Below are 21,257 nucleotides of genomic sequence, written 5' to 3' on the forward strand. Positions count from 1 at the left end.
CCGCTCGCGCACTAGTCGGGAATGAAAGCGGTTATCGCTCCAGCGCGCTCAGCAGCGGCGCGAGCGCGACGAACGCGCGGGCGCGGTGCGAGGCCGCGTTCTTCTCCTCCGCCGACAGGTCGGCGGCCGTCCGCCCCTGCTGGTCGTCGGGCAGGAAGATCGGGTCGTAGCCGAACCCGCCGTCGCCGGAGGGCGCCGTCGCGAGCCGGCCCGGCCAGACGCCCTCGACCGTCTCCTCGTGCAGGATGCGGCCGTCGGGCCCGGGCACCACGAGGGCGATGGTCGAAACGAACTGGGCCGTCCGGTGCGGGTCGGCGATGTCGGAGAGCTGGTCCAGCAGCAGCTCGAGGTTGGCGCGGGCATCCTTGCGGTGCCCGGCCCAGTACGCGGAGAAGACGCCGGGGGCGCCGCCGAGCACGTCGACGCAGACGCCGGAATCGTCGGCCAGCGCGGGAAGCCCGGTGTGGGCCGCGGCGGCTCGCGCCTTGATGAGCGCGTTCGCGGCGAAGGTGACGCCGTCTTCGACGGGTTCCGGACCGTCGTAGCTGATGACCTCCAGATCGGGGCGCACGCGCGCGACGATCGCGCCGAACTCCTCCACCTTGTGCGGGTTGTGGGTCGCCAAGACGATACGGCGGGGTCCGGCGTCCGCCGTGGAGGAGTTCGGGACGCCGGTCACGAGGCGAGCACCTCGGTCTGGGCGTCGCGGAGGTCGGCGCAGCCGGCGACGCCCAGCTCGAGCAGGGCGTCGAGCTCGCGCTTGTCGAACGGGGCCCCTTCGGCGGTGCCCTGCACCTCGACGAACAGACCGCGACCCGTGACGACGACGTTCATGTCGGTCTCGGCGCGGACGTCCTCGACGTAGGCCAGGTCGAGCATCGGCTCGCCGTCGATGATGCCCACCGACACGGCGGCGACGGAGTCGAGCAGCACCTTCGCGTTCTTGCCGACGAGACCCTTCGCGCGGCCCCACTCGACCGCGTCGGCCAGGGCGACGTAGGCGCCGGTGATCGCGGCGGTGCGCGTGCCGCCGTCGGCCTGCAGCACGTCGCAGTCGATGACGATGGTGTTCTCACCGAGCGCCTTGGTGTCGACGACGGCGCGGAGCGCACGGCCGATCAGACGCGAGATCTCGTGGGTGCGCCCGCCGATCTTGCCCTTGACGGCCTCCCGGTCGTTGCGCGAGTTGGTGGCGCGCGGCAGCATCGCGTACTCCGCCGTCACCCACCCCTTGCCCTTGCCGGTCAGCCAGCGGGGCACGCCCCCCGTGAAGGATGCCGTGCACAGCACCTTCGTGCCGCCGAACGAGATCAGGGCGGACCCCTCGGCGTGCGCGCTCCAGCCCCGCTCGATCGTGACGGGGCGGAGCTGGTCGGGCGTGCGGCCGTCGGCGCGGGTGGTGGTCTCGGTCATGGGGTTCCCTTCAGGGGGTCCGGCAGGTCGATGGCGCCCGTCTGCACGAGGCGCACGCTGGAGACGCCGCGGCCCATGAGCCGGTCGGCGAGGCGGAGGAAGTCGTCGGCGGAGTCGCCGGTCGCTTCGTAGGTGTGGGTGGCGACGGCATCCGGACCGGCGAGGAGGTCGCGCGAGACGAGCTGTCGGTAGACGTCCTTCGCGGTCTCGGTGTCGCTCGAGACGAGCGAGACCTCGGGCCCCATCACGTAGCTGATGGCCCCCTCGAGGAACGGGTAGTGGGTGCAGCCGAGCACGAGCGTGTCGACGCCCGCGTGCCGAAGCGGCGCGAGGTAGTCCTCCGCCACCCGCAGCACCTCGGCCGATCCCGTGACACCGGCCTCGACGAACTCGACGAAACGCGGGCAGGCCTGCGTGAACACCGCCAGCTGCTCGTTGACCCCCAGCATGTCCTGGTAGACGCCCGAACCGATGGTGCCGACCGTCCCGATGACGCCGATGCGCCGGTTGCGCGTGGTCGAGATCGCCGTGCGCACCGCCGGGCCGATGACCTCGACGACCGGCACGTCGTAACGCTCCCGCGCGTCGCGCAGAACGGCGGCGGATGCCGTGTTGCAGGCGATCACGAGCATCTTGACGCCCTGCTCCACCAGCGTGTCGAGCACGTCGAGGCTGTATCGACGGACGTCCGCGATGGGCTTGGGACCGTACGGCGAGTGCGCCGTGTCGCCCAGGTAGAGCACGGATTCGCGCGGGAGGAGCTGCGAGACCGCCCGGGCCACGGTGAGCCCGCCCACCCCGGAGTCGAAGATCCCGATCGGCGCGTCATTCACGATCCTCCACCCTACCCGCCGGTCCCGGGAGGATCTCCGCACGCGGACCCGGCCCGGCGCCCGACGGCCTCGACGGCGTCGCTAGAGTGACGGAATGACCCGCGCCGATGCCCCGTCGTCCGCCCTGCTGACCGACCGGTACGAGCTCACGATGATCGACGCCGCCCTCCGCGACGGGACCGCGTCGCGACCGTGCGTGTTCGAGTTGTTCGGCAGACGCCTGCCGGGTGCGCGCCGCTTCGGCGTGGTAGCGGGCACCGGGCGGCTGCTGCAGCAGCTGCGCGCGTTCCGCTTCGGCGACGACGAGCTACGCTACCTGCGCGACCACCGGGTGGTCGGCACGCAGACGCTGCGCTTCCTGGAGGATTACCGCTTCACGGGCACCATCCGCGGATACCGCGAGGGCGAGCTCTACTTCCCCGGATCGCCCATCCTCACCGTGGAGGGCTCGTTCGCGGAGGCCGTGGTGCTCGAGACGCTGGCCCTCAGCATCCTGAACCACGACTCCGCCGTCGCGAACGCCGCCGCCCGCATGAGTATCGCCGCCGGCGACCGCCCCCTGGCCGAGATGGGATCGCGCCGGGCCGCCGAGCGATCGGCCGTCGCCGCCGCGCGCGCCGCCTACATCGCGGGCTTCGGCGCCACGAGCAACCTCGAAGCCGGTCGCGAATGGGGCATCCCCACGATGGGGACGGCCGCGCACGCGTGGACCCTCCTGCACGACACCGAGGAGGAGGCCTTCCGCAGCCAGATCGATGCGCTCGGCATCGACACCACGCTGCTCATCGACACCTACGATATCCGCACCGGCGTCGAGACCGCGGTGCGCGTCGCCGGACCGGGGCTCGGCGGGGTGCGGATCGACTCAGGAGACCTGCCCACCGTCGCCGCGGAGGTGCGCGCGCAGCTGGACGAGCTCGGCGCGACGTCGACGCGGATCACGGTCACGAGCGACCTCGACGAGTTCGCGATCGCGGCGCTGGCGGCATCCCCCGTCGACGCCTACGGGGTGGGCACGTCGGTCGTCACCGGATCGGGCGCTCCGACGGCCGGAATGGTCTACAAGCTGGTCGCACGCCAGGATGCGGCGGGCAGCTGGGTCGCCGTGGCGAAGGCGTCCACTGACAAGGGCTCGCGGGGCGGACGCAAGGCCGCGTTCCGCACCCTGTCGCACGGGACGGCCACCAGCGAGCTCATCGCGGTGTCGGACGGGTTCGACGCCGTGCAGACCTCCGACGACCATCCCGACGCCCGGGCGCTGCAGGTGACGCTCGTGGACCACGGTGAGCCGAATGCCGCGTACGAGGGCGCCGGCGGTGTCGCGCAGGCCCGCGCGCACCACGCCCTGGTGCGCGAAGAGCTGCCGGTGACGGCACTCGCGCTGAGCCGGTCCGACCCGGCGCTGCCCACGGTCTACATCGACGCGTGACAGGAGGCCCGGACCGACGGCGAACGGGTCAGCTCATGAGCGACTCGTAGATCTCCTTGCACGTCGGGCACACCGGGAACTTCTCCGGGTCGCGGCCGGGCGTCCACTTCTTGCCGCAGAGGGCGCGCACCGGCTTTCCCGTCAGGGCCGACTCGAGGATCTTGTCCTTCTTGACGTAGTGGGAGAAGCGCTCGTGGTCGCCGGGCTCGATGTTCTCCTCGCGCAGGAGCTCCTCGAGCTCCCGGTCGAGGGTGGCGACGCCGCCGTCGCCGGGGCCGTCGGGGCTGTCGAGAGGGCTGCTCATGGTGTCCGATTCTATCCGCGCGGCGACCCGCCCGGCCGAGTTCGTCCACAGCGGATCAGGTCGACTCCGCGAACTCCATCAACCGCTCGCCCGTGCGATCGAACACGGCGCCGCCGCCGAGGATGCCGGCGAGCAGCACCACCGCGCCGATGCCGATGCCGCCCCACAACGCGGTCCACGACCACTGTTCGTCCACCGTCAGGGCGAGCCAGGCCCACCACAGCGCCGGAGCCCCGCACGCCAGCGCTCCCAGCATCACGACGCCCTGCGAGAGACCGCCGCCGGTGCGCTGCGGCTGCTGGAACGGACTGTCCCCGGGCCGGGAGACGGCGTAGGGGGCGATGACCGAGGCCAGGGAGGACAGGCCGAGTCCGCTGAGGAAGAGGCCGGCGCACACGCCGATCATCGCCGGGAGCATCGCCCACCGACCGTGTATCGAGACGGTGACGGGGATCGCGACCGCCAGTACCACGACGCCCACGAGCGAGATCGGGGCGAGCCGCCCGGCCCGGTCGGCCGCACCACGCACCGCCCCGGCGATGTGCATCCACAGCGCCGTCGAGTCGTACGCGAGGTCGTTGTGCGGCAGCCATCCGAGGAAGAGGGCGATGAGGGGCGCGGGGATGAGCACCGCCATCGACAGCGGCACCCCGACGAGCACGAGCGGCACGATCGTCACGGCCGCGGCCACGGGCACGATGATCATGTTCACCAGGTAGCGCGGGTCACGGAACCAGTAGATGAGACTCCGTGCGGCGACACCGCCCGCCGGCGTGCCTCCGGTCAGGTCGAACCATCCCAGACCGCGCCGCTCGCGCGTCGAGCCCGGGCGCTCCGTCGTCGTCATCAGGCGCCCGACGACCCAGAACCAGCAGACCGCGAGAAGTACGACCGTGAGGGCCGCCACGATCGCGGGCCCGAGCAGTCCGCCGTGGACGGCTCGGTGCGGGAGCGCCCAGGCCGCCCCGAACGGCGTCAGCGCCAGGACGTCGACCGCTTCGGTGAGGGCCGACGGGACGCCCTCGGCCCACTGCAGCGAGGCGAGGAAGACGACGACGGGCACCACCACCGCGATCACGGCGATCAGGAAGACGCCCGTGAGCTCCCGCGACCGTCGCTCATGCAGGAGCCCTCCGATCGCGAGGGCGATCTTGGACAGGAGCAGGCAGGTGAGCACCCCGGCGATCGACGACAGCACGACGACAGCCGCGGGCGCTCCGCGCTCAGACCAGAGGGTGGCCAGCGCGATCGCGATCGCGATGAGCGCGATCATCGGCACGCTGATCACGCTCGCCAGCAGCGTCGCGGCGGCCGTCGCACGCGGCGAGGCGCCGAGGACGGAGAACCGGCGCGGATCGAGCTGATCGTCCACGCCGCCGATGAGCGCCGTCACCAGGAAGCCGACGGTCAGAGCGGATGCCGCCACCATCGTGACGGCGAAGGCGGCCTCGTCCGACGACGAGCGCAGCCGCAGGGCGCCCGCCCACACGGCGCCGACGGCCAGCGCCACGAGCACGAACCCCACGACCGTCCGCACCGCCTGTCGGCGCTCGCCCCGCAGCGCACCGATCAGCAGATCGAGCCTCAGTCGGAGAATGTGTGCAACCACTCGAGCCCCTCCGCGTCGCTGATGCCGCCCGAGAGCTCGATGAAACGCTCCTCGAGGGTGAGGTCGCCGCGGACCTCGTCCACCGTCCCCTCGGCCAGGACCCGACCTCCGACGATGACGGCCAGGCCGGAGCACACCCGCTCCACGAGCTCCATCCCGTGGCTGGAGAGCACGACCGTCCCCCCGTGGGCCACGTACACGGACAGGATGTCGAGGACGACCGCGGAGGACACCGGATCGACCGACTCGAACGGCTCGTCGAGCACCAGCACCCGCGGCGAGTGGATCATCGCGCCGGCGAGCATGATCTTCTTCGTCATTCCCGCGGAGTAGTCCGACACGGGCCGCGCCAGGGCGTCGGTCAGGTCGAACGCGCGCGCGAGCTCGGCGCTGCGGCTCTCGACGACCGCGGAGCGCAGTCCCCTCAGCACGCCGTAGTAGTGCAGCAACTGGCGCCCGGTGAGCCGGTCGAACGTGCGGAGCCGGTCGGGGAGGATCCCCATCTGCTGCTTCGCGCGGCGCGGGTCCGCGGCGAGGTCGATGCCGGCGATCGCGATGTCGCCGCTGTCGGGGCGCAGCAGGCCCGCGATCATGGAGAGCGTGGTCGTCTTGCCGGCGCCGTTGGGACCCACGATCCCGTAGAAGGTCCCCGCCGGGATGCGCAGGTCGATCGCGTCCACCGCGACCGTCGCGCCGAACGACTTCGTGACGCCCCGCACGTGCACGGCCGGCGTCGGCGATGCCGCCGCCTCGGACACGGCCTCTTCGCTCGCCACGACGAACACCTCGTCGGCCAGGTCTGCGAAGACCTCCGCCACCGACGGCTCGGGCACCTCTGCCGGGTCGTCTTCCCGCTCCGGTTCGGATGCCGGGGCGAGGTCAGGCTCGAGGTCGGCGGCGTCCGCTTCGGACTCCGCCTCCACGGCCTCCGCCTCGGGCTCCGCCAGCGGTTCCGGCTCCACAGCGTCCGGCTCGGGCTCGGGCTCGGGCTCGGGCTCCACGGCCTCCGCCTCGGGCTCCACGGCCTCTGCCTCCGCCTCCACCACCTCGGGCTCCGGATCCGCGGCATCCGCTTCGGACTCCGCCACCGGCTCAGGCTCTACGGTCTCAGCAGCGGTCTCGGTCTCTGCCGCATCTGCGGATTCCGGCTCCGGCTCGACAGCCGACTCGGCGACCGCGGTTTCGGGCTCGGAATGCGGGCGCGCCGGTTCCTCGACGTCTCCCTCCGACTCGACTGCGTCCGGCGCCGGGACCTGCTCCTCGGCGTCCGCGGCCGGCTCCTCGACCGTCGGCGTGGTGTCGGACTCGGCGGGCACGACGACCGCGCGATCGGCCGCGGCGGCCTCGAAGCGCGCCGCGGCGATCTCCGGGGCGATCTCGGGGCGCGGCGGTGTCGCGGCCTTCGGCTTCCGCGCGCGCGGCGCACGCTTCGCCGGCGGGCGGCGCGGGCGCGGAGCGGCGGGCGCCGGAGCGTCGACGGCGGGCGCCTCGTCGGCATCCGAGGGCGTCCGATCGAGCCGAGCGGCGGCCTCCGTAGCGGCGACCGGGGGCAGCGGCGGCAGGGCGTGCACGCCGTCGTCGTCCTGGGGGATCGGCTGGGGGGCGCTCACCCGACAAACCTAGCAAGCACGCCCGACGATTGCCGCGAGTCGTCCACAGAGCGTGACAATGCGTGCGGTTCGCGGAGCGAAAATGCGACGGATCAGCCACTTCCCCCACCTTCCCAGGTCGAGCCGGTACCATAGCCGGAGCACAAGGAAGTGGCTGAACGCCGAATACTCCGTGAACACTTCCCCGGGAGCACACTCGTGACACTTCAGACCGTCATCCTCGCAGCGGGCATGGGCTCGCGCCTCGGGCGCTCGCTGCCCAAGCCGCTCACCGCACTCAGCGACGGCCGCACCATCATGCAGCAGCAGCACGACAACATCCGCGCCGCCTTCGGATCGGCCGCCCGCATCACGACCGTCGTGGGCTACCGCGCCGAGGCCATCGTCGATGCGTTCCCCGACTCCGAGTACGTCTACAACGAGCGCTACGACCAGACCAACACGTCCAAGAGCCTTCTGCGGGCCCTCCGCGCGACGGGGCGCGCCGGGGTCCTGTGGCTCAACGGCGACGTCGTCTTCGACCCGCGGGTGCTCGGCCGGGCCCGCCCCCTGATCGATGCCGAGCAGTCCTTCGCGACCGTCAACACCTCCTCGGTCAGCGACGAGGAGGTCAAGTACACGGTGTCCTCGGAGGGCTTCATCGCCGAGCTGTCGAAGACCGTCCGCGGCGGCGTGGGTGAAGCCGTCGGCATCAACTACATCTCCGCAGCCGACAAGCGCGCGCTGATCGCACAGCTGAGCCGCGTCGACGACCAGGACTACTTCGAGCGCGGGCTCGAGCTCGCCATCGCCGAGAACGGCCTTCTGCTCGAACCGCTCGACATCTCCGACCTCTATGCCGTCGAGGTCGACTTCGCGGAAGATCTCGAACGCGCCAACCAGTTCGTCTGACCGGACGATCGACGACACCCCGACCGCTCAGCCGCCGCTCAGGGGCCGTCCATAGGATCGTGCCGACATGGCCAAGATCCATCGCATCCACTCCCTCCCCGACAACGCGCCGTGGGACGGTGGCCTTCCTCCGGAAGGATCGCCCGAGCACCCGCGCACCGTGCGGGCGCTCGATCGGATGCTGCAGGTCCAGCGCCCGGTCGTGATCGCGCACCTGCGCAGCATCCGTCTGCGCCATCCCGAGGCGACGACGGCGCAGATCGTCCGGATGCTGGAGCGGCGCTACCTGGCGGCGGTGACCACCGGCGGCGCCGCCGTCGGCGCGACCGCGGTCGTACCCGGTATCGGGACCGGGGTCACCCTCGCCCTCTCGGGCATCGAGACCGTCGGGTTCCTGGAGGCCACGGCACTGTTCGCCCAGTCGCTCGCCGAGCTGCACGGCATCCGCGTGGACAATCCCGATCGCGCCCGCGCGCTCGTGCTGACGCTGATGCTCGGCCAGGAGGGTGTCGACCTCGTCGCACAGCTCGGGCGACAGGTCGCCGGCACCGGCGGCTCGCGCACCTCGTACTGGGGCGAGCTCGTGACGAAGTCGCTGCCCCGCGCGGCCGTCGGCCCGCTCGTCGACCGGCTCAAGTCGTCCTTCATCCGGCAGTTCGCGACCAAGGGCAGTGCCTCGGTCATCGGCAAGGCGCTCCCCTTCGGCATCGGTGCAGCCATCGGCGGAACCGGAAACCACCTGCTCGGCCGCCGCGTGGTGGTGGGATCCCACCGCGCGTTCGGTCTGCCGCCCGTCGCGTACCCGGCGGAGCTCGAGCCGCGCCCCGGCACCGAGCGGCTCGAGCGCTCCGCGTTCGGCACGGTCCGGCGCGCCGGCGAGGCGATCGGTGCGGGCGGACGTCGCGCGGCCGGCGCCCTGGGCGCCGCCGCCGGCGCGGTCGGAGCGAAGGCCCGCCGCGGTGGCCGCTCGGCGGCGGACGGCGCTGCCGCGGGAGACTGACGACCGCGTCCCGCGAGACGCGCCCGGCGGGGGCGCCCCCGCGACGCCGGGGTCGCGCACAATGGGGCCATGGGTATCTTCCAGAGTCGTCCCGAAGAGCCGACCGAATGGGGCGGTCTGCCCGCCGAGCCGGTCGATGAGCAGCAGCCCGCGGAGGTGCTGCCGCCCCCGGTCGACGATCTCGGTGTCTTCGGCGCCGCCGGCGTCGCATTCTCCGTGCCGGTGGAGGTCCTGGTCCAGGACGAGGAGTCGACGCCAGAGGACTGACGACGCCTCGGCGCGGCTTTCTCGACACCCGACGGCGCGCTGGCTAGCCTCGACCCATGCAGACGACGCTGAGGCATCTGGCCGCATGGATGCCGCAGCAGAGGTGGTACACCCCGACGGGCGGTGAGCCGCGGCTGCGCGTGCTGGCCGAGCGGCGGCTCTCGAGCTCCGCTCCCGACGTCGACGTGCAGCTGCTGATCGTCGGCGACGAAGACGACGCCGACACGATCGTGTATCAGGTCCCCCTCGTGTGGCGGCCCCGCACCGGCGAGCCGGAACCGTCCCACACCGTCGGCGTCGACGATGATCGGCTCCTCGTCGACGGCCCCCACGATCCCGCCTTCACCGCCGCGCTGCTCGTCGAGCTGGGGCGCCCCGATCTCGCCGGACCGGCGAGCGTGCTCACGGGCGAGCAGTCGAACACGTCCGTGATCTTCCGGCCCTCCCACGCCGCGCCCGTCATCTGCAAGGTGTTCCGTCGGCTTCATCCGGGCATCAATCCGGACATCGAGCTGCAGTCGGCGCTCGCGGCCGCGGGCTCTGCGCACGTCCCGCCCGTGATCGGTCACCTCGACGGCGAGTGGACGTCGACCGCCCCCGGCGAGCCCGCCGTCCGCGGATCGCTCGCGTTCGCCCAGGAGTTCCTCCCCGATGTCGAGGACGCCTGGCGCGTGGCGCTCGCGGCCGCCGCGGTCAGCGCCGACTTCTCGGCCGAAGCGCAATCGCTGGGACGCGCGACCGCCGATGTCCATCGCGATCTCGCCCACCTGTTTCCGACCCCGCCCGCCGACGCCGATGCGCGGCGCTCGATCGTCGCGGCGTGGCGCCGGCGCCTGTCGATCGCGGTCGCGGAGGTGCCCGCGCTCGGCGCGTTCCACGATGCGGTCGCGCGCATCTACGCGCGCGCCGAGGCCGCGCCCTGGCCGCACCTGCAACGCGTGCACGGCGACTACCACCTCGGCCAGGTCCTGCACTCCCCCACCCGCGGCTGGATGCTCCTCGACTTCGAGGGCGAGCCGATGCGCCCGATCTCCGAACGGCGCGCCCCCGACCTGGCGCTGAGGGACATCGCCGGGATGCTGCGCTCGTTCGACTACGTCGCGGGCTCGCTCCGCCTCCAGCGCGGGCCGCACCAGCTCGACGCCACGGCCGACGCCGCCGCCGACGCGTGGGCGCTCGCCGCCCGCACGAGCTTCCTCACCGGGTACGGCTCCACGTTCGCCGACCCGTCGGGCGCTCTCCTCGACGCGCTCGAGCTCGACAAGGCCGTCTACGAAGCGATCTACGAGGCGCGTCACCGTCCGGCGTGGCTCGCGATACCGCTGGCGGCGGTGGCGCGGCTCGTCATGCGCTGAGCGCGCTCAGCCCTCCACGGCGGCCGACGGCCCGGACGCCGCGGGGGTCGCGTCCGCGCGCGTCGCGGCATCCCACGTCTCCCACCGTCGCATGAGCTCGGCGATGGCGGCCTCGAACCGCGCGGATGCCGCACCCGGCGCCGTGTCGCCGAAGTACCGCTGCACCCACTGCGCGAGACGCGCGGCCGCGTCGGGGTCGTCGAGCACCCGCGTGATGCGGTCGTCGACGTCGGCCGCACCGGCGGCATCCAGCCACTCGGCATCCGACAGATACCCGTTCGTATCGACGTCGGCGGCGGGATCGACCGGCCGAGTGATCAGCAGGGGCTTGCTCGTCGCGAGACGGTCGTAGACCATCGCGGAGATGTCGACGACGGCGATGTCGGCGGCGAGGAGCTGCCAGCCCAGCTCTCCCCCGGCGTCGACGACGTGCCGGGCCGTCGGATCGGACGCGTTCGCAGCCGTGATGGCGGCCACGATGCGCGCGTTCGCCGCGCCGTACTCCGGGTCGACGACGCCCGAGCGGGGGTGGGGACGGTAGATGAGACGGTACCGGGGCGACGACAGCAGCGCCGTAACGAGGGCTTCCCCGTGACTGCGGAGAGAGCCGTAACGGGCCGCCGGACGATCGCCCTCCCAGGTCGGCGCGTAGAGCACCACCGTGCGCTCGTCGGGCTCATACGGCGGCTCGCCCACGTAGTGATCGGTCTGGGGCCGGCCCACGGCGATCGTGCGCCGATCGACGTCGTAGTCCCACAGCGTCCGCGAGAGGCGATCGCGCGCCGCCTCCCCCGCGACGAGGGCGTAGTCGTACGCCTTGAACTGGTTCGTGGTCATGTACATCTTGTCGGACTCGCCGTGGTTGATGAACACGTGCCAGCGGCGGCCGTACCGGAACATCTGGAAGTTCCGCGTGTTCTGGTTGACGTAGAGGACCACCCGGATGTCCTGCTGCGCGATGTAGTGCTCGAGGTCGCGCACCTTCGGGACGAACGCGACGGGCAGGGCGTCGTCGGCCAGGAGCGCCCGCGCACCTGTCGCGTGCCGGCTGAGCACCACGACCGGCCACCGCCCGGCGAGGGCGGCCAGCGGCCGATACCACTGACGGATCTGGTACATGTTCACGTCGCCGTCGGCGAAGTACACCGCGATGCGGAAGTGGGCCGGCGGTGCCGGGGGCCGCGCAGCCTGTTCGCGGCGCACCTCCCGCAGTGCCGACCGTCCGTTGGCCACGCGCCGCAGCAGCGAGCGGGCGCGGCGTGCCTCGGAGACGATTCCCATCCCTCCAGCCTACGGCGGCCGCGCCGGTGCGCCCCCGGCATGGGATGATCGTCGGATGCACTCCGTCGCGGCACGCTCCCGGGACGCGCGGGTGCCGTCCCCGGATGCCGGGGTCAGCTTCGTGATGCCCGTGCTCAACGAGCAGGCGTATCTGACCCGCGCCGTCGAGAGCGCGCTCGCCCAGGAGACGGCCGGCCCCAGCGAGGTCATCCTCGCTCTCGGGCCGTCCACCGACGCGACCGACGCGATCGCCGCGGAGCTGGCGGCGCGCGACCCGCGGGTACGCCTCATCCGCAACCCGGCCGCCGACATCCCGGTGGGCCTGAACCTCGCCATCCGAGCGGCGCGCTACCCGACGATCGTGCGCGTGGACGCGCACTCGGAGCTCGAACCCGGATACGCGCAGCGCGCGCTGGACACCCTGGCCCGGGTCCGTGCGGCCAACGTCGGCGGAGTCATGCGCGCGGACGGCCGCACCGGCTTCCAGCGTGCCGTCGCCCGCGCGTACAACGCCCGTGTGGGCCTCGGCGGCGGCGCCTACCATTCGGGCGGCCGTGCGGGTCCGGCCGAGTCGGCCTATCTCGGCGTGATCCGGCGCGACGTGCTCGACGAGGTCGGGCTGTTCGACGAGACCATCCGCCGCGGTGAGGACTGGGAGCTCAATCTGCGCATCCGACGCGCCGGCTACCGCGTGTGGTTCGATCCCGAGCTGGCCGTCACGTACTGGCCGCGCGAGCGTTGGACGCGACTGGCGCGGCAGTTCCGCTCGACGGGAACCTGGCGCGGCGAGCTCGTGCGCCGATACGGTCGCCGCAACTCGCTGCGCTTCTTCGCGCCGCCCGCCCTGGTGCTCACCACCGTCGCCGCCCTCATCGTCGGCGTCCTCCAGGCGACGGGCGTCCTCACCGGCATCCCGGCGCTCGCGGCCTCCGTCGTGTATGCGCCGCTCGCGGCGTACGCGTTGGTGGTGCTCGGCTGGGCGCTGAGCCCGGCCGCGGGTCCCGGCATCCGGGAGCGGCTCTGGGGGCTGGTGGTGCTGCCGACCATGCACGTCGCGTGGGGCGTCGGCTTCCTCATCGGTGCCGCTCGCGGGGCGCGCGAGAACATCGACACGTCGCGTCTGGATCGCAACACGCCGCTGCCCTGACACCGCTGAACCGCTACGCCGCTGCCCCGGAACGCCGCTGCCCTCACGCGACCCGACCCCGCGGCACGCGCCGGCCCGATCAGTCCCGGTCGACGAACCTCTGGTCGAGGATCCGGGCGACGACCCGTTCGGCCGCACGTCCGTCGTCGCGGGCGTTGACGCGGGCGCGCCAGGTCGCATACCGGCCCGCGAACCGCTCCGGCACCGTCTCATCGGCGACCAGGCGCGTCAGCTCCTCCTGGGTCGTCGCCAGAGGCCCGGGCGCGTGCGCCGCGAGATCGAAGTAGAAGCCGCGCAGCCGCCCGCGGTAATGCTCGAGGTCGGGGGTGAAGAAGAAGATCGGCTTGCCGGTGGCGGTGAAATCGAACATCACGGACGAGTAGTCCGTGATGAGCGCATCGGCGATCATCAGCAGCTCGGACGTGTCGGAGTGGCCCGTGACGTCGATGACCCGCGGCCCGGGCGCATCGACGGTGAGGTCCACCCCCGGCAGCAGCGTCCGCGAATGACCGCGAACCAGCACCACCGAACCGGTGGCTTCGGCGAACGCCGGCAGGTCCAGGAAGTCGACGATCTGTTCGCGGTCGTCTCGCCACGTGGGTGCGTAGAGGAGCACGTGCTCCGCGGCGCCGATGCCGAGCAGCGACCGGATCTCCTGCTGCCTGCTCCCGGTGCCTGCCGACAGCTCGTCGTTGCGGGGATACCCCTCCACCCAGATCGGACGACGCAGGAACGCGTAGGCCGCGCGCAGCGTACGCGCGCCGTACTCGTTCTGGGCGAGCAGCACGTCCCAGCGGCGACTCTCGCGCACCACCGCGAGCATCCGCCGCAGGTCGAAGCCCGGTCGGTGCAGGGCGAGGCGCTTGAGGGGCGTGCCGTGCCAGGTCTGCAGCACGCGTTGGCCGGGACGGCGCACATAGCGTCGCCGCAGCCAGTCGTTGACCACGAGCAGACGCGCCGACGCTCGCGCGCGCCACCACTGCGGGCTGCCCTCGACCACGGCCACCGCGCCGTCGGGCACCGCCACCGAGAGGTCGACGACGCTCCAGTAGCGGATCACCCCGGGAGCCGCACGCGCGAGCTCACGGTCGATCGCCCGCGGATTGCACCCGGCGATGCGCCCGTAGAAGCTCTCGAAGAAGACGGCGTTCTCCAGCTCGCCCCCCGGGCGCGTCGCATATCGGCGCTCGAGAGCGGCCTGCGCTTCGGCCGAGTCGTACGCGGCGTCGATCGGCGGACGCACCGTGAGCGTCCCGTCGCGGAGGGCGACACGCATCGTCGAGGTCATGGTGTCCGCGATGGATGCCGCGGCCACCTCGCCGGCGTCGGCGCCGTCGAGGCGAAGGCGGTAGTCGCCGGTCGGCAGCGGCAGCTCGCGCTCGCCGCCGCGCGCCGAACGCAGGGGCAGCGCCGCGGTCCACCCCCCGGTGCCGTCGGCGGCGGGACTCCCGTCCACCCGCGCCCGCCGACCGGCGAGCACGGCGGCGTCGGGCAGCTTCCCCTCACCCTGCAGGACGAGCTCGGGGCCCGCCTCGGCGTGGCGGATCGACGCGGTGATCGTCATGATCGCCTCTCCGCGGCGAGCGCCGCCTGAATCGCCCGGAACACGCGGGCGCTGCCGCCACCGTCGGCGACGTCGTGCACGCGCGCGCTCAGCGCGCGGGCCGCCGCCACACGCCGCGCGTGCTCGGCGGGATCGGTGAGGACCGCGCGCGTCTGGGCGATCGCCTCGTCCCAGGTCGTGGCGGGGGCCTCCTCCGCCACGTCGCGGAAGGTGCCGTAGAAGCCGCGCGTCCGGGCGTAGGCGGCGAGGTCCGGGGTGAGGAAGACCGCGGGCACGGGGACGAGCGCCGCGTCGAAGACGATGGACGAGTAGTCCGTGATCAGCACGTCGATCGCCGGCAGCAGAGGCGTGACCTCGGCGACGAGGTCGGCTCCGAGAAGACGGATGCGCTCCCCGGCGTGACGCGCGTAGGCGCCGGCGCCGTGCGGGTGCGACCGGATCAGGAGCACGGCGTCCGACTCGGTGAGCAGGGCGCGAAGGCGATCCGCCTCGGCGGGCGTCGGAACGGCGGGATCGGGGGCGCCGTCGCGCCAGGTCGGCGCGTAGAGGATCAGCCTCGCCGTCCCGAGCGCACCGGTCGCCTCCGCGACGGCGGTGCGGGCGCGCGCACGCCGCTCGTCGGCGTCGCCGGCGAAGAGCACATCGGTGCGCGGCTCCCCCGTCACGGGCACACGCGTCGAGGGGAGCCCGAAGGCGGACTCGAGGCGGCCCCGCACGAGCTGGGAGGCGGCCGGCAGCACGCGGATGCGCGACTGCGTGCGGCGGTACGCCGCGGTCACCACCCGTGTGAGGATCCGCTGGACGCGCGCCGGGAGACGGCGGGCGGTCACCTGCATCGTCACGGGTGCGTCCAGTCCCAGACGCTTCAACGGGATGCCGTGCCACAGCTGCACGATCACGCCGCCGGTCGCGGCGTAGCGGTTGACATCGCCGAAGCCGTGGGTGATCACGATGACCCCGGCGCGCGCCGTCACCCAGAACCCGCGCAGCGACCCTTTGCGCGTCCACGGGATGCCGCGTGCCTGCGCCTGCAGGTCGTCGCGGGCGGAACCGGTCAGCCAGACCGCGCGCACGCCCTCGCCGCGCGCGTGCTGCCAGAGCGCCCATGCGCCGTCGCCGACGCCCCACGCGCACCCGAAGACCCACCGGTCGCGCGAGCGCGGGATCAGCAGGGTCGCGAGGCGCCCGCCGACGTACATCGGCACGCGCAGGAGCTTGCGGGCATTGCCGACGCCGAACGAGAAGGACGCCACCCCGCGAGCCTATCGCGGGGTGGCGTCCGAGCCTGAGGGCGTGCTACGGCTGCAGCTCCCCGAGCGTGACCTCGGCGGAGGCCGTCTTGCCGTTGCGCTCGTACACGATCGTGGCCTTCGAACCCGCCGCGAGCGCGCGCACCTGCGCGGTGAGGTCGGTCGCGTCGGTGATCGGGAACCCGTTGAACGACGTCACCACGTCACCCTTCTGCAGCCCGGCGTTCGCCGCCGCACCGCCCGAGGTGACCTCCGCGATGTAGGCACCCGCGGTGGTCGCGCCCTCCTGCGTGGCCGCGTCGCGGACACCGGCGCCGAGCAGACCGTGCGTGGCCTTGCCATCCTTGATCAGCTCGTCGGTCACGCGCTTGACGATGTTGGACGGGATCGAGAAGCCGACGCCGATCGAGCCCGACTGGCCGCTCGAGCTGGAGCCTCCCGCCGACGCGATGGCGACGTTGATGCCGATGAGCTTGCCCTCACCGTCGACCAGGGCACCGCCGGAGTTGCCGGGGTTGATCGCGGCATCCGTCTGGATCACCGCGATCGAGATCGAGCTCGTCGCCGTGGTCTGCTGACCCTGGCCGAAGTCGAACTGGAACGGCGAGCCGTTCTCGCCCTGCTGCGGCGTCTGCTCCTGCGTGTCGCCCTCCGGAGCCGCCGACGAGGCGATCTGGATCGAGCGGTTCAGCGCGCTCACGATACCCGTGGTCACGGTGTTGGACAGACCCAGCGGCGCGCCGACCGCGACCGTCTGGTCGCCGACGTTGAGGTTCGACGAGTCGCCGAAATCGATCGGGGTCAGGCCGGATGCATCGGTCAGCTTGATCACCGCGAGATCGTACGTGGGGTCGGTCCCGACGATCGTCGCGGCGTAGACCTTTCCATCGGAGGTGGTCACCGAGAGCGTGGCGTCGGCGGTCTGGCCGTCGAGGGTGACGACGTGGGTGTTCGTCACGACGTAGCCGTCGGCGGTCAGCACCACACCCGAGCCGGTTCCGCCCGACGAGCCCGACGTCGCCGAGATCGTCACGACGCTCGGGACCACCTTGGCCGCGATGGCGGTCGTCTGGTTCACCGACGAGGTGTTGTTGACCGTGACGGCCGCGGGCGCGCCGCTGATGACCGTCTGCGACTGCGGGAACAGCGACGCGCCGGCAGCGGCGCCGCCGATTCCGGCCGCTCCGCCCACGAGGGCGGCGGCGACCATGATGCCGACGATCTTGCCGGCACCGATGCGCGCGGCGGGTGCCGCCGGCTCGGCGGTCGCCGTCGCGCCGTACGGCATGGTCGGCTGCGCACCGAAGGCCGCGCCCGTGTAGGCGGGCGCCCCGTACGGCGACGGCTGCGCCGACGACGGGACGGTCGGCGCAGTGTACGGCGCGTTCGAGGAGTAGCCGGTGGGCGCGACGGCCGGCGCCTGTGCCGCCTGGTTCGCGGGCTGCTCCGGCAGCGGCGGGCGCTGCGGCGCGTCCCCGGTGTTCGCGACGGTCTCGGGGGCGGCCGGGGTCTCCGCGGCGGCGGGGGTCTCGGCGACGGCGGGCGTCTCGGAGCCCTGCGCGGCGGCGTCGTAGCCCTGCGCGGCGGCGTCCTGCGGGTCGGTGTTCGAGGGGGTGTTCTCGCTCATTGGTGCTTCCTTCTTCCCAAGTCCTGATCAGGATGTCGCGCGATTCTGTGTGTTGCTTATGTCCGCACCCCGCTGAGCCTATGCATGTAGCCTGAGCGCGATGCGAGAGATTCCGGGCGCGTGGCGCCGTACCGCACAGGGCGCGGGACTGCTGTCGTCGGACGGTGTCGCGGCGCCGACGATCTTCGCCGAGATGAGCGGCCTCGCCGCACGCACCGGCGCCATCAACCTCGGGCAGGGCTTTCCCGACGAGGACGGTCCTCGTGCCGTCCTCGACGCGGCGCGCGACGCGATCGCGGCCGGGTTCAACCAATACGCCCCCGGTCGCGGCGTGCCGGCGCTGCTCACCGCGATCGCGGCGCATCAACGGCGTTTCTACGGACGAGAGCTCGATCCCGACCGCGAGATCCTCGTGACGGCCGGGGCGACCGAGGCACTGGCGGCCGCTCTGCTCGCCCTCATCGACTCCCCCGACGACGAGGTCGTCGTCTTCGAGCCCTACTACGACTCCTACGCGGCGTGCGTCGCCCTGGCCGGCGCCCGGCTGGTGACGGTGCCGCTGGCGTGGCCGCGGTTCCAGCCGGATCTCGACCGGCTCGCAGCCGCCGTCACCGACCGCACCCGGATCATCCTCGTCAACGACCCCCACAATCCCACCGGGGCGGTCTTCGCGCCGGAGGTCCGCGCGGAGATCGTGCGCCTTGCCGAACGTCACGACGCCGTCATCGTCACCGACGAGGTCTACGAGCATCTCGTGTTCGACGCCCGGCACGAGCCGATCGCGACGCTGCCCGGCGCCGCGGAACGCACGCTCACGATCTCGTCGGCGGGCAAGACCTTCTCCACCACGGGGTGGAAGGTCGGATGGGTGTCGGGGCCCGCGGCGCTGATCGACGCCGTCCTCGCGGTCAAGCAGTTCCTCACGTATGTGAACGGCACACCCTTCCAGCACGCGATCGCCGCCGGCCTCGCCCTCCCGGACGACTTCTTCACCGGCATCGCATCGACGCTGCGCACCAAGCGCGACCTGCTCGCGGCGGGGCTGGATGCCGCCGGCTTCACGGTGTCCGAACCGGCCGGCTCCTACTTCACCGTCGCCGACGCAGCACCGCTGCTGAGTCCCGGCACCGATGCGGCGCAGTTCTGCCACGAGCTGCCCGCGCGCGCCGGGGTCGTGGCCATCCCGCTCACGGCCTTCGCGAGCGCGTCGCACCGGGCCGACTATGCCACCCTCGTCCGCTTCGCCGCCTGCAAGCGCACGGAGGTCATCGAGGAGGCGAGCGCCCGGCTCGCGGCGATGGAGCCGTCACCGCGCCGCTGAGCGCGGGCGGTCGAAGCCCTCTCGTGCTCCTCGTGCACGGCGCCGTGTCAGCGTCGTGTCAGCGCGGTGCGACGTCGAAGCGCCGCAGCGCGAGCGCCGGATTGACCCGCCGGATGCGCTCGATCGTGCCGACGTCGGCGAAACCGACCGCCACGTCGCTCGCGGTTCCGACGCCCGCGATCTCCACGCCCTGCGGATCCACGACCACCGATGCACCCACCCCCAGCGGCGGCGGGTGGTCGGCACCCGCGACGTACAGCGTGTTCTCGATCGCCCGCGCGTGCAGGAGCGTCCGCCAGTGGTGCTCCTTGAGGGGCCCTCGCACCCACTCGGCCGCCACGAGCACCACGTGGGCGCCCGCATCGGCGAGCACACGCGCCACTTCGGGGAAGCGCAGGTCGTAGCAGGTCATCAGCGCCACGGTCAGCCCGCCCACCTCGAAGGTCTCCGGCGCGCCGATGGCCCCCGGTTCGACCCAGTCCGACTCCCGCTGGCCGAACGCGTCGTACAGGTGCAGCTTGTGGGAGACGGCGAGGATGCCGCCGGCATCGACGGCCACGACCGCGTTGCGCACACGCCCGGCGTCGCCCCGTTCGACCAGGCCGGCTGTGACGACGAGGCCGTGTCGTGCGGCGATCGCCGTGAGCTCGGTCACGAAGGGCCCGTCGAGCGACTCCGCGTTTTCGGCGAGCGACGCATCGAACGGATCGACGAAGTAGCTCGCGTACTCCGGGAACGCCACGACCGCCGCGCCCCGCGCGGAGGCGGCGGCGGCGAGCTCATCGATCACGCGCAGGTTGTCGGCCTTGTCGGCGGTGGGGGCGAACTGCGCCACCGCGACGCCCACGGCATCCGCTCTCATACCCGACTCCCCTCCGGCGCCGCCGGGCATGCAGCGGGGCACGAACGGGAGGGTGAGGTCACGACCCCATCCTCCCCCGCGGCATGGACCTTCGGCAACGCCCGGTTCGCGTGGCGAGGAGCGCCCCGTGTACACCGGCACTCCGAACCCGTGTTAGGCTATTCCTTGTGCCGCGGGGTGGAGCAGCTCGGTAGCTCGCTGGGCTCATAACCCAGAGGTCGCAGGTTCAAATCCTGTCCCCGCAACTGAAGAAACACAGATCAGAAGCCGTTCTCGGATAAATCCGGGAGCGGCTTCTGATCGTTTTGGCTATCTGACTACGGTTCTGACTACAGATCAGAAGGTCAGGGGTTCGAGTTCCATCGCGTGAGCCCACCCACGGCACTGGATGTCGCGTTGACGGCGACAATCACGCGGAACTTGCTCACCCGAGCGACGGGACCGGTTCTTGTCGTACTGCGCGTGCTCGCTGGGGCCGACGTGGACTTGCTCGCCGCGGTCGCAGCGACGTGCGCGGGCTAGTGCGAATCGCCTGAGCCGGCCACGCTGTGCGCCGCGCTCGCCGCTGAGATCGACGGCGCAGACATTGTGGGGTCGAGATAGGCCGAATGCGGCGCTCAGATGGCAATCACGGCGCTCCCCGTAGTTAGTCCAGGTATCAGGCCAACAGAAGGCGCTTGGCCATGTCCACCTGCTTGGTCGTCACGTCGCCGGGCATCGGCTCGGGAACGGCCAGCCCGTCCGAGAAGAACATGATTTCGGCACCCTTTGACCGCTTGGTGGACGCCGAATAGGTGAGGCCGTATCGGATGGTTGTTGCGTCGGGGTACAGGGCCGTGATCTCCGGACGCGCGTCGTAGGAGACGATCCAGGGGTGGGCGAGGGCCGACACCGACTCCGCGATCTGGGCGTGATCCGCGGCGTCGTAAAAGTTGTCGTAGAGCCCTTCACCCTTCTCGAAGTAGGGCGGGTCCAAGTACAGGAACGCGGGATCGGCGGCGGAATCGTTCCAGGCAGCCACGTAGTCGACCGCATCGTCGTTGCTCAGCGCGACGCGGCCACGGTGTCGACCAAGCTTCCGAATGCGCTCGATAAGCCCGTCTTTGTTGTAGCGGGCGTCGATCTTCCAAGGACCGGTCTGGTCGAGGCCTCCGATGACACCGCCGCCGATGATGCCTGATCGGTTCGTCCGGTTTAGGAAGAAGGTGGCGAAGCCGAGTTCGAGGCCCTGCGCTTCGGGGGAGTTGATGATCTCCCGTTGCTCGTGCCAGACATCCATGGTGACGGGCGTCTTCTCGATCAACGCGCACAGCGCGTCTGTCTGGGTCAGGGCGCTTGACCAGAAGGCGTGAATGCCAGGGTTGAGGTCATTGATGAACGCGCGGTCGGCGTACCCCTCGTAGAGGAGGGAGAGCGCGACGGAGGCCCCGCCTGCGTAGGGCTCGACGTAGTCGTGGCCGACGAGATCGTTCTCGATCATCAGCAGCTTGACGA

General features: G+C 72.0%; 19 protein-coding genes and 1 tRNA gene. 8 read left to right on the forward strand and 12 right to left on the reverse strand.

Features of this window, described 5'->3' with window-relative positions:
* Positions 1-31: 31 nt before the first annotated feature.
* The 3 genes from rdgB to murI are packed head-to-tail and all read right to left on the reverse strand — an operon-like array spanning position 32 to position 2,246.
* Complete coding sequence (gene rdgB / locus AC6CQV_RS07650) at positions 32-679, reverse strand: RdgB/HAM1 family non-canonical purine NTP pyrophosphatase (protein ID WP_498260667.1); 648 nt, start codon at positions 677-679, stop codon at positions 32-34.
* Entirely contained in the window at positions 676-1,413 is a 738-nt protein-coding gene (gene rph / locus AC6CQV_RS07655; RefSeq protein ID WP_498260668.1) for a ribonuclease PH, read from the reverse strand. Before rph ends, rdgB begins: the two co-directional genes overlap by 4 nt.
* Positions 1,410-2,246, reverse strand: coding sequence for a glutamate racemase (gene murI / locus AC6CQV_RS07660; protein WP_060959145.1), 837 nt, complete (start codon positions 2,244-2,246; stop codon positions 1,410-1,412). Before murI ends, rph begins: the two co-directional genes overlap by 4 nt.
* Before the next feature lie 94 nt (positions 2,247-2,340).
* Here murI and AC6CQV_RS07665 point away from each other — a divergent pair, with 94 nt between their 5' ends.
* A complete protein-coding gene (locus AC6CQV_RS07665) occupies positions 2,341-3,675 on the forward strand; it encodes a nicotinate phosphoribosyltransferase (protein WP_498260669.1) in 1,335 nt (444 codons plus the stop codon).
* Between the two features lie 28 nt (positions 3,676-3,703).
* Here the strand turns inward: AC6CQV_RS07665 and AC6CQV_RS07670 are convergent, their stop codons facing one another.
* From AC6CQV_RS07670 to AC6CQV_RS07680, 3 genes are read right to left on the reverse strand one after another with little or no spacing between them, the layout of a single operon-like run.
* Positions 3,704-3,979, reverse strand: coding sequence for a DUF3039 domain-containing protein (locus AC6CQV_RS07670; RefSeq protein WP_060959143.1), 276 nt, complete (start codon positions 3,977-3,979; stop codon positions 3,704-3,706).
* Between the two features lie 55 nt (positions 3,980-4,034).
* Positions 4,035-5,588 carry a hypothetical protein gene (locus tag AC6CQV_RS07675; RefSeq protein ID WP_498260670.1) on the reverse strand — a complete coding sequence of 518 codons (1,554 nt, stop codon included), beginning with the start codon at positions 5,586-5,588 and terminating at the stop codon, positions 4,035-4,037.
* Positions 5,564-7,198 carry an ABC transporter ATP-binding protein gene (locus tag AC6CQV_RS07680; protein ID WP_498260671.1) on the reverse strand — a complete coding sequence of 545 codons (1,635 nt, stop codon included), beginning with the start codon at positions 7,196-7,198 and terminating at the stop codon, positions 5,564-5,566. The genes AC6CQV_RS07675 and AC6CQV_RS07680 overlap by 25 nt, the downstream gene beginning before the upstream one ends.
* Before the next feature lie 198 nt (positions 7,199-7,396).
* On the opposite strand from AC6CQV_RS07680, the gene AC6CQV_RS07685 reads away from it, so the two are divergent.
* From AC6CQV_RS07685 to AC6CQV_RS07700, 4 genes are all read left to right on the forward strand, one after another.
* Positions 7,397-8,089, forward strand: a complete 693-nt coding sequence (locus AC6CQV_RS07685) for a phosphocholine cytidylyltransferase family protein (RefSeq protein ID WP_060960196.1) — start codon at positions 7,397-7,399, stop codon at positions 8,087-8,089.
* Between the two features lie 67 nt (positions 8,090-8,156).
* Positions 8,157-9,089: a hypothetical protein gene (locus AC6CQV_RS07690; protein WP_498260672.1), complete on the forward strand. Its 933-nt coding sequence runs from the start codon at positions 8,157-8,159 to the stop codon at positions 9,087-9,089.
* 69 nt (positions 9,090-9,158) lie between these two features.
* The gene (locus AC6CQV_RS07695; protein ID WP_492492424.1) at positions 9,159-9,356 is read left to right on the forward strand and encodes a hypothetical protein; all 198 of its coding nucleotides are present in this window, start codon (positions 9,159-9,161) and stop codon (positions 9,354-9,356) included.
* Between the two features lie 56 nt (positions 9,357-9,412).
* The gene (locus AC6CQV_RS07700; RefSeq protein ID WP_498260673.1) at positions 9,413-10,711 is read left to right on the forward strand and encodes a maltokinase N-terminal cap-like domain-containing protein; all 1,299 of its coding nucleotides are present in this window, start codon (positions 9,413-9,415) and stop codon (positions 10,709-10,711) included.
* A gap of 6 nt (positions 10,712-10,717) precedes the next feature.
* Here AC6CQV_RS07700 and AC6CQV_RS07705 read toward each other — a convergent pair whose 3' ends face one another.
* The gene (locus AC6CQV_RS07705) at positions 10,718-11,992 is read right to left on the reverse strand and encodes a CDP-glycerol glycerophosphotransferase family protein (protein WP_498260674.1); all 1,275 of its coding nucleotides are present in this window, start codon (positions 11,990-11,992) and stop codon (positions 10,718-10,720) included.
* Positions 11,993-12,047: 55 nt separating this feature from the next.
* Between AC6CQV_RS07705 and AC6CQV_RS07710 the strand changes: the two genes are divergently transcribed.
* Positions 12,048-13,139, forward strand: a complete 1,092-nt coding sequence (locus AC6CQV_RS07710; RefSeq protein ID WP_498260675.1) for a glycosyltransferase family 2 protein — start codon at positions 12,048-12,050, stop codon at positions 13,137-13,139.
* A 79-nt stretch (positions 13,140-13,218) separates the two neighbouring features.
* Here AC6CQV_RS07710 and AC6CQV_RS07715 read toward each other — a convergent pair whose 3' ends face one another.
* The 3 genes from AC6CQV_RS07715 to AC6CQV_RS07725 are packed head-to-tail and all read right to left on the reverse strand — an operon-like array spanning position 13,219 to position 17,580.
* Positions 13,219-14,703, reverse strand: coding sequence for a CDP-glycerol glycerophosphotransferase family protein (locus tag AC6CQV_RS07715; protein ID WP_498260676.1), 1,485 nt, complete (start codon positions 14,701-14,703; stop codon positions 13,219-13,221).
* Positions 14,700-15,956 carry a CDP-glycerol glycerophosphotransferase family protein gene (locus tag AC6CQV_RS07720; RefSeq protein ID WP_498260677.1) on the reverse strand — a complete coding sequence of 419 codons (1,257 nt, stop codon included), beginning with the start codon at positions 15,954-15,956 and terminating at the stop codon, positions 14,700-14,702. The genes AC6CQV_RS07715 and AC6CQV_RS07720 overlap by 4 nt, the downstream gene beginning before the upstream one ends.
* A gap of 43 nt (positions 15,957-15,999) precedes the next feature.
* Positions 16,000-17,580 (reverse strand): S1C family serine protease, encoded by a 1,581-nt coding sequence (locus AC6CQV_RS07725; RefSeq protein WP_498260678.1) that lies wholly within the window; start codon positions 17,578-17,580, stop codon positions 16,000-16,002.
* Positions 17,581-17,680: 100 nt separating this feature from the next.
* Between AC6CQV_RS07725 and AC6CQV_RS07730 the strand changes: the two genes are divergently transcribed.
* A complete protein-coding gene (locus tag AC6CQV_RS07730) occupies positions 17,681-18,901 on the forward strand; it encodes an aminotransferase class I/II-fold pyridoxal phosphate-dependent enzyme (RefSeq protein ID WP_498259150.1) in 1,221 nt (406 codons plus the stop codon).
* Between the two features lie 58 nt (positions 18,902-18,959).
* Here the strand turns inward: AC6CQV_RS07730 and AC6CQV_RS07735 are convergent, their stop codons facing one another.
* The gene (locus AC6CQV_RS07735; protein ID WP_498259151.1) at positions 18,960-19,763 is read right to left on the reverse strand and encodes a carbon-nitrogen hydrolase family protein; all 804 of its coding nucleotides are present in this window, start codon (positions 19,761-19,763) and stop codon (positions 18,960-18,962) included.
* A gap of 171 nt (positions 19,764-19,934) precedes the next feature.
* Here AC6CQV_RS07735 and AC6CQV_RS07740 point away from each other — a divergent pair.
* Positions 19,935-20,008: transfer RNA gene (locus AC6CQV_RS07740), tRNA-Met, on the forward strand.
* Positions 20,009-20,421: 413 nt separating this feature from the next.
* Here AC6CQV_RS07740 and AC6CQV_RS07745 read toward each other — a convergent pair.
* Positions 20,422-21,243, reverse strand: coding sequence for a DNA adenine methylase (locus AC6CQV_RS07745; RefSeq protein WP_498259152.1), 822 nt, complete (start codon positions 21,241-21,243; stop codon positions 20,422-20,424).
* Between the last annotated feature and the right edge of the window lie 14 nt (positions 21,244-21,257).

The sequence above is a fragment of the Microbacterium sp. EG9 genome, from assembly GCF_059759475.1.

Excerpts from the sequence above, each read along its gene's own strand:
- AC6CQV_RS07745 (WP_498259152.1), bottom strand. The coding sequence starts at position 21,243 with ATGATCGAGAACGATCTCGTCGGCCACGACTACGTCGAGCCCTACGCA.
- AC6CQV_RS07715 (WP_498260676.1), bottom strand. The coding sequence starts at position 14,703 with ATGACGATCACCGCGTCGATCCGCCACGCCGAGGCGGGCCCCGAGCTC.
- AC6CQV_RS07725 (WP_498260678.1), bottom strand. The coding sequence starts at position 17,580 with ATGAGCGAGAACACCCCCTCGAACACCGACCCGCAGGACGCCGCCGCG.
- rph (WP_498260668.1), bottom strand. The coding sequence starts at position 1,413 with ATGACCGAGACCACCACCCGCGCCGACGGCCGCACGCCCGACCAGCTC.
- AC6CQV_RS07705 (WP_498260674.1), bottom strand. The coding sequence starts at position 11,992 with ATGGGAATCGTCTCCGAGGCACGCCGCGCCCGCTCGCTGCTGCGGCGC.
- AC6CQV_RS07690 (WP_498260672.1), top strand. The coding sequence starts at position 8,157 with ATGGCCAAGATCCATCGCATCCACTCCCTCCCCGACAACGCGCCGTGG.
- AC6CQV_RS07700 (WP_498260673.1), top strand. The coding sequence starts at position 9,413 with ATGCAGACGACGCTGAGGCATCTGGCCGCATGGATGCCGCAGCAGAGG.
- AC6CQV_RS07730 (WP_498259150.1), top strand. The coding sequence starts at position 17,681 with ATGCGAGAGATTCCGGGCGCGTGGCGCCGTACCGCACAGGGCGCGGGA.
- AC6CQV_RS07735 (WP_498259151.1), bottom strand. The coding sequence starts at position 19,763 with ATGAGAGCGGATGCCGTGGGCGTCGCGGTGGCGCAGTTCGCCCCCACC.
- AC6CQV_RS07665 (WP_498260669.1), top strand. The coding sequence starts at position 2,341 with ATGACCCGCGCCGATGCCCCGTCGTCCGCCCTGCTGACCGACCGGTAC.
- AC6CQV_RS07710 (WP_498260675.1), top strand. The coding sequence starts at position 12,048 with ATGCACTCCGTCGCGGCACGCTCCCGGGACGCGCGGGTGCCGTCCCCG.
- AC6CQV_RS07695 (WP_492492424.1), top strand. The coding sequence starts at position 9,159 with ATGGGTATCTTCCAGAGTCGTCCCGAAGAGCCGACCGAATGGGGCGGT.
- AC6CQV_RS07670 (WP_060959143.1), bottom strand. The coding sequence starts at position 3,979 with ATGAGCAGCCCTCTCGACAGCCCCGACGGCCCCGGCGACGGCGGCGTC.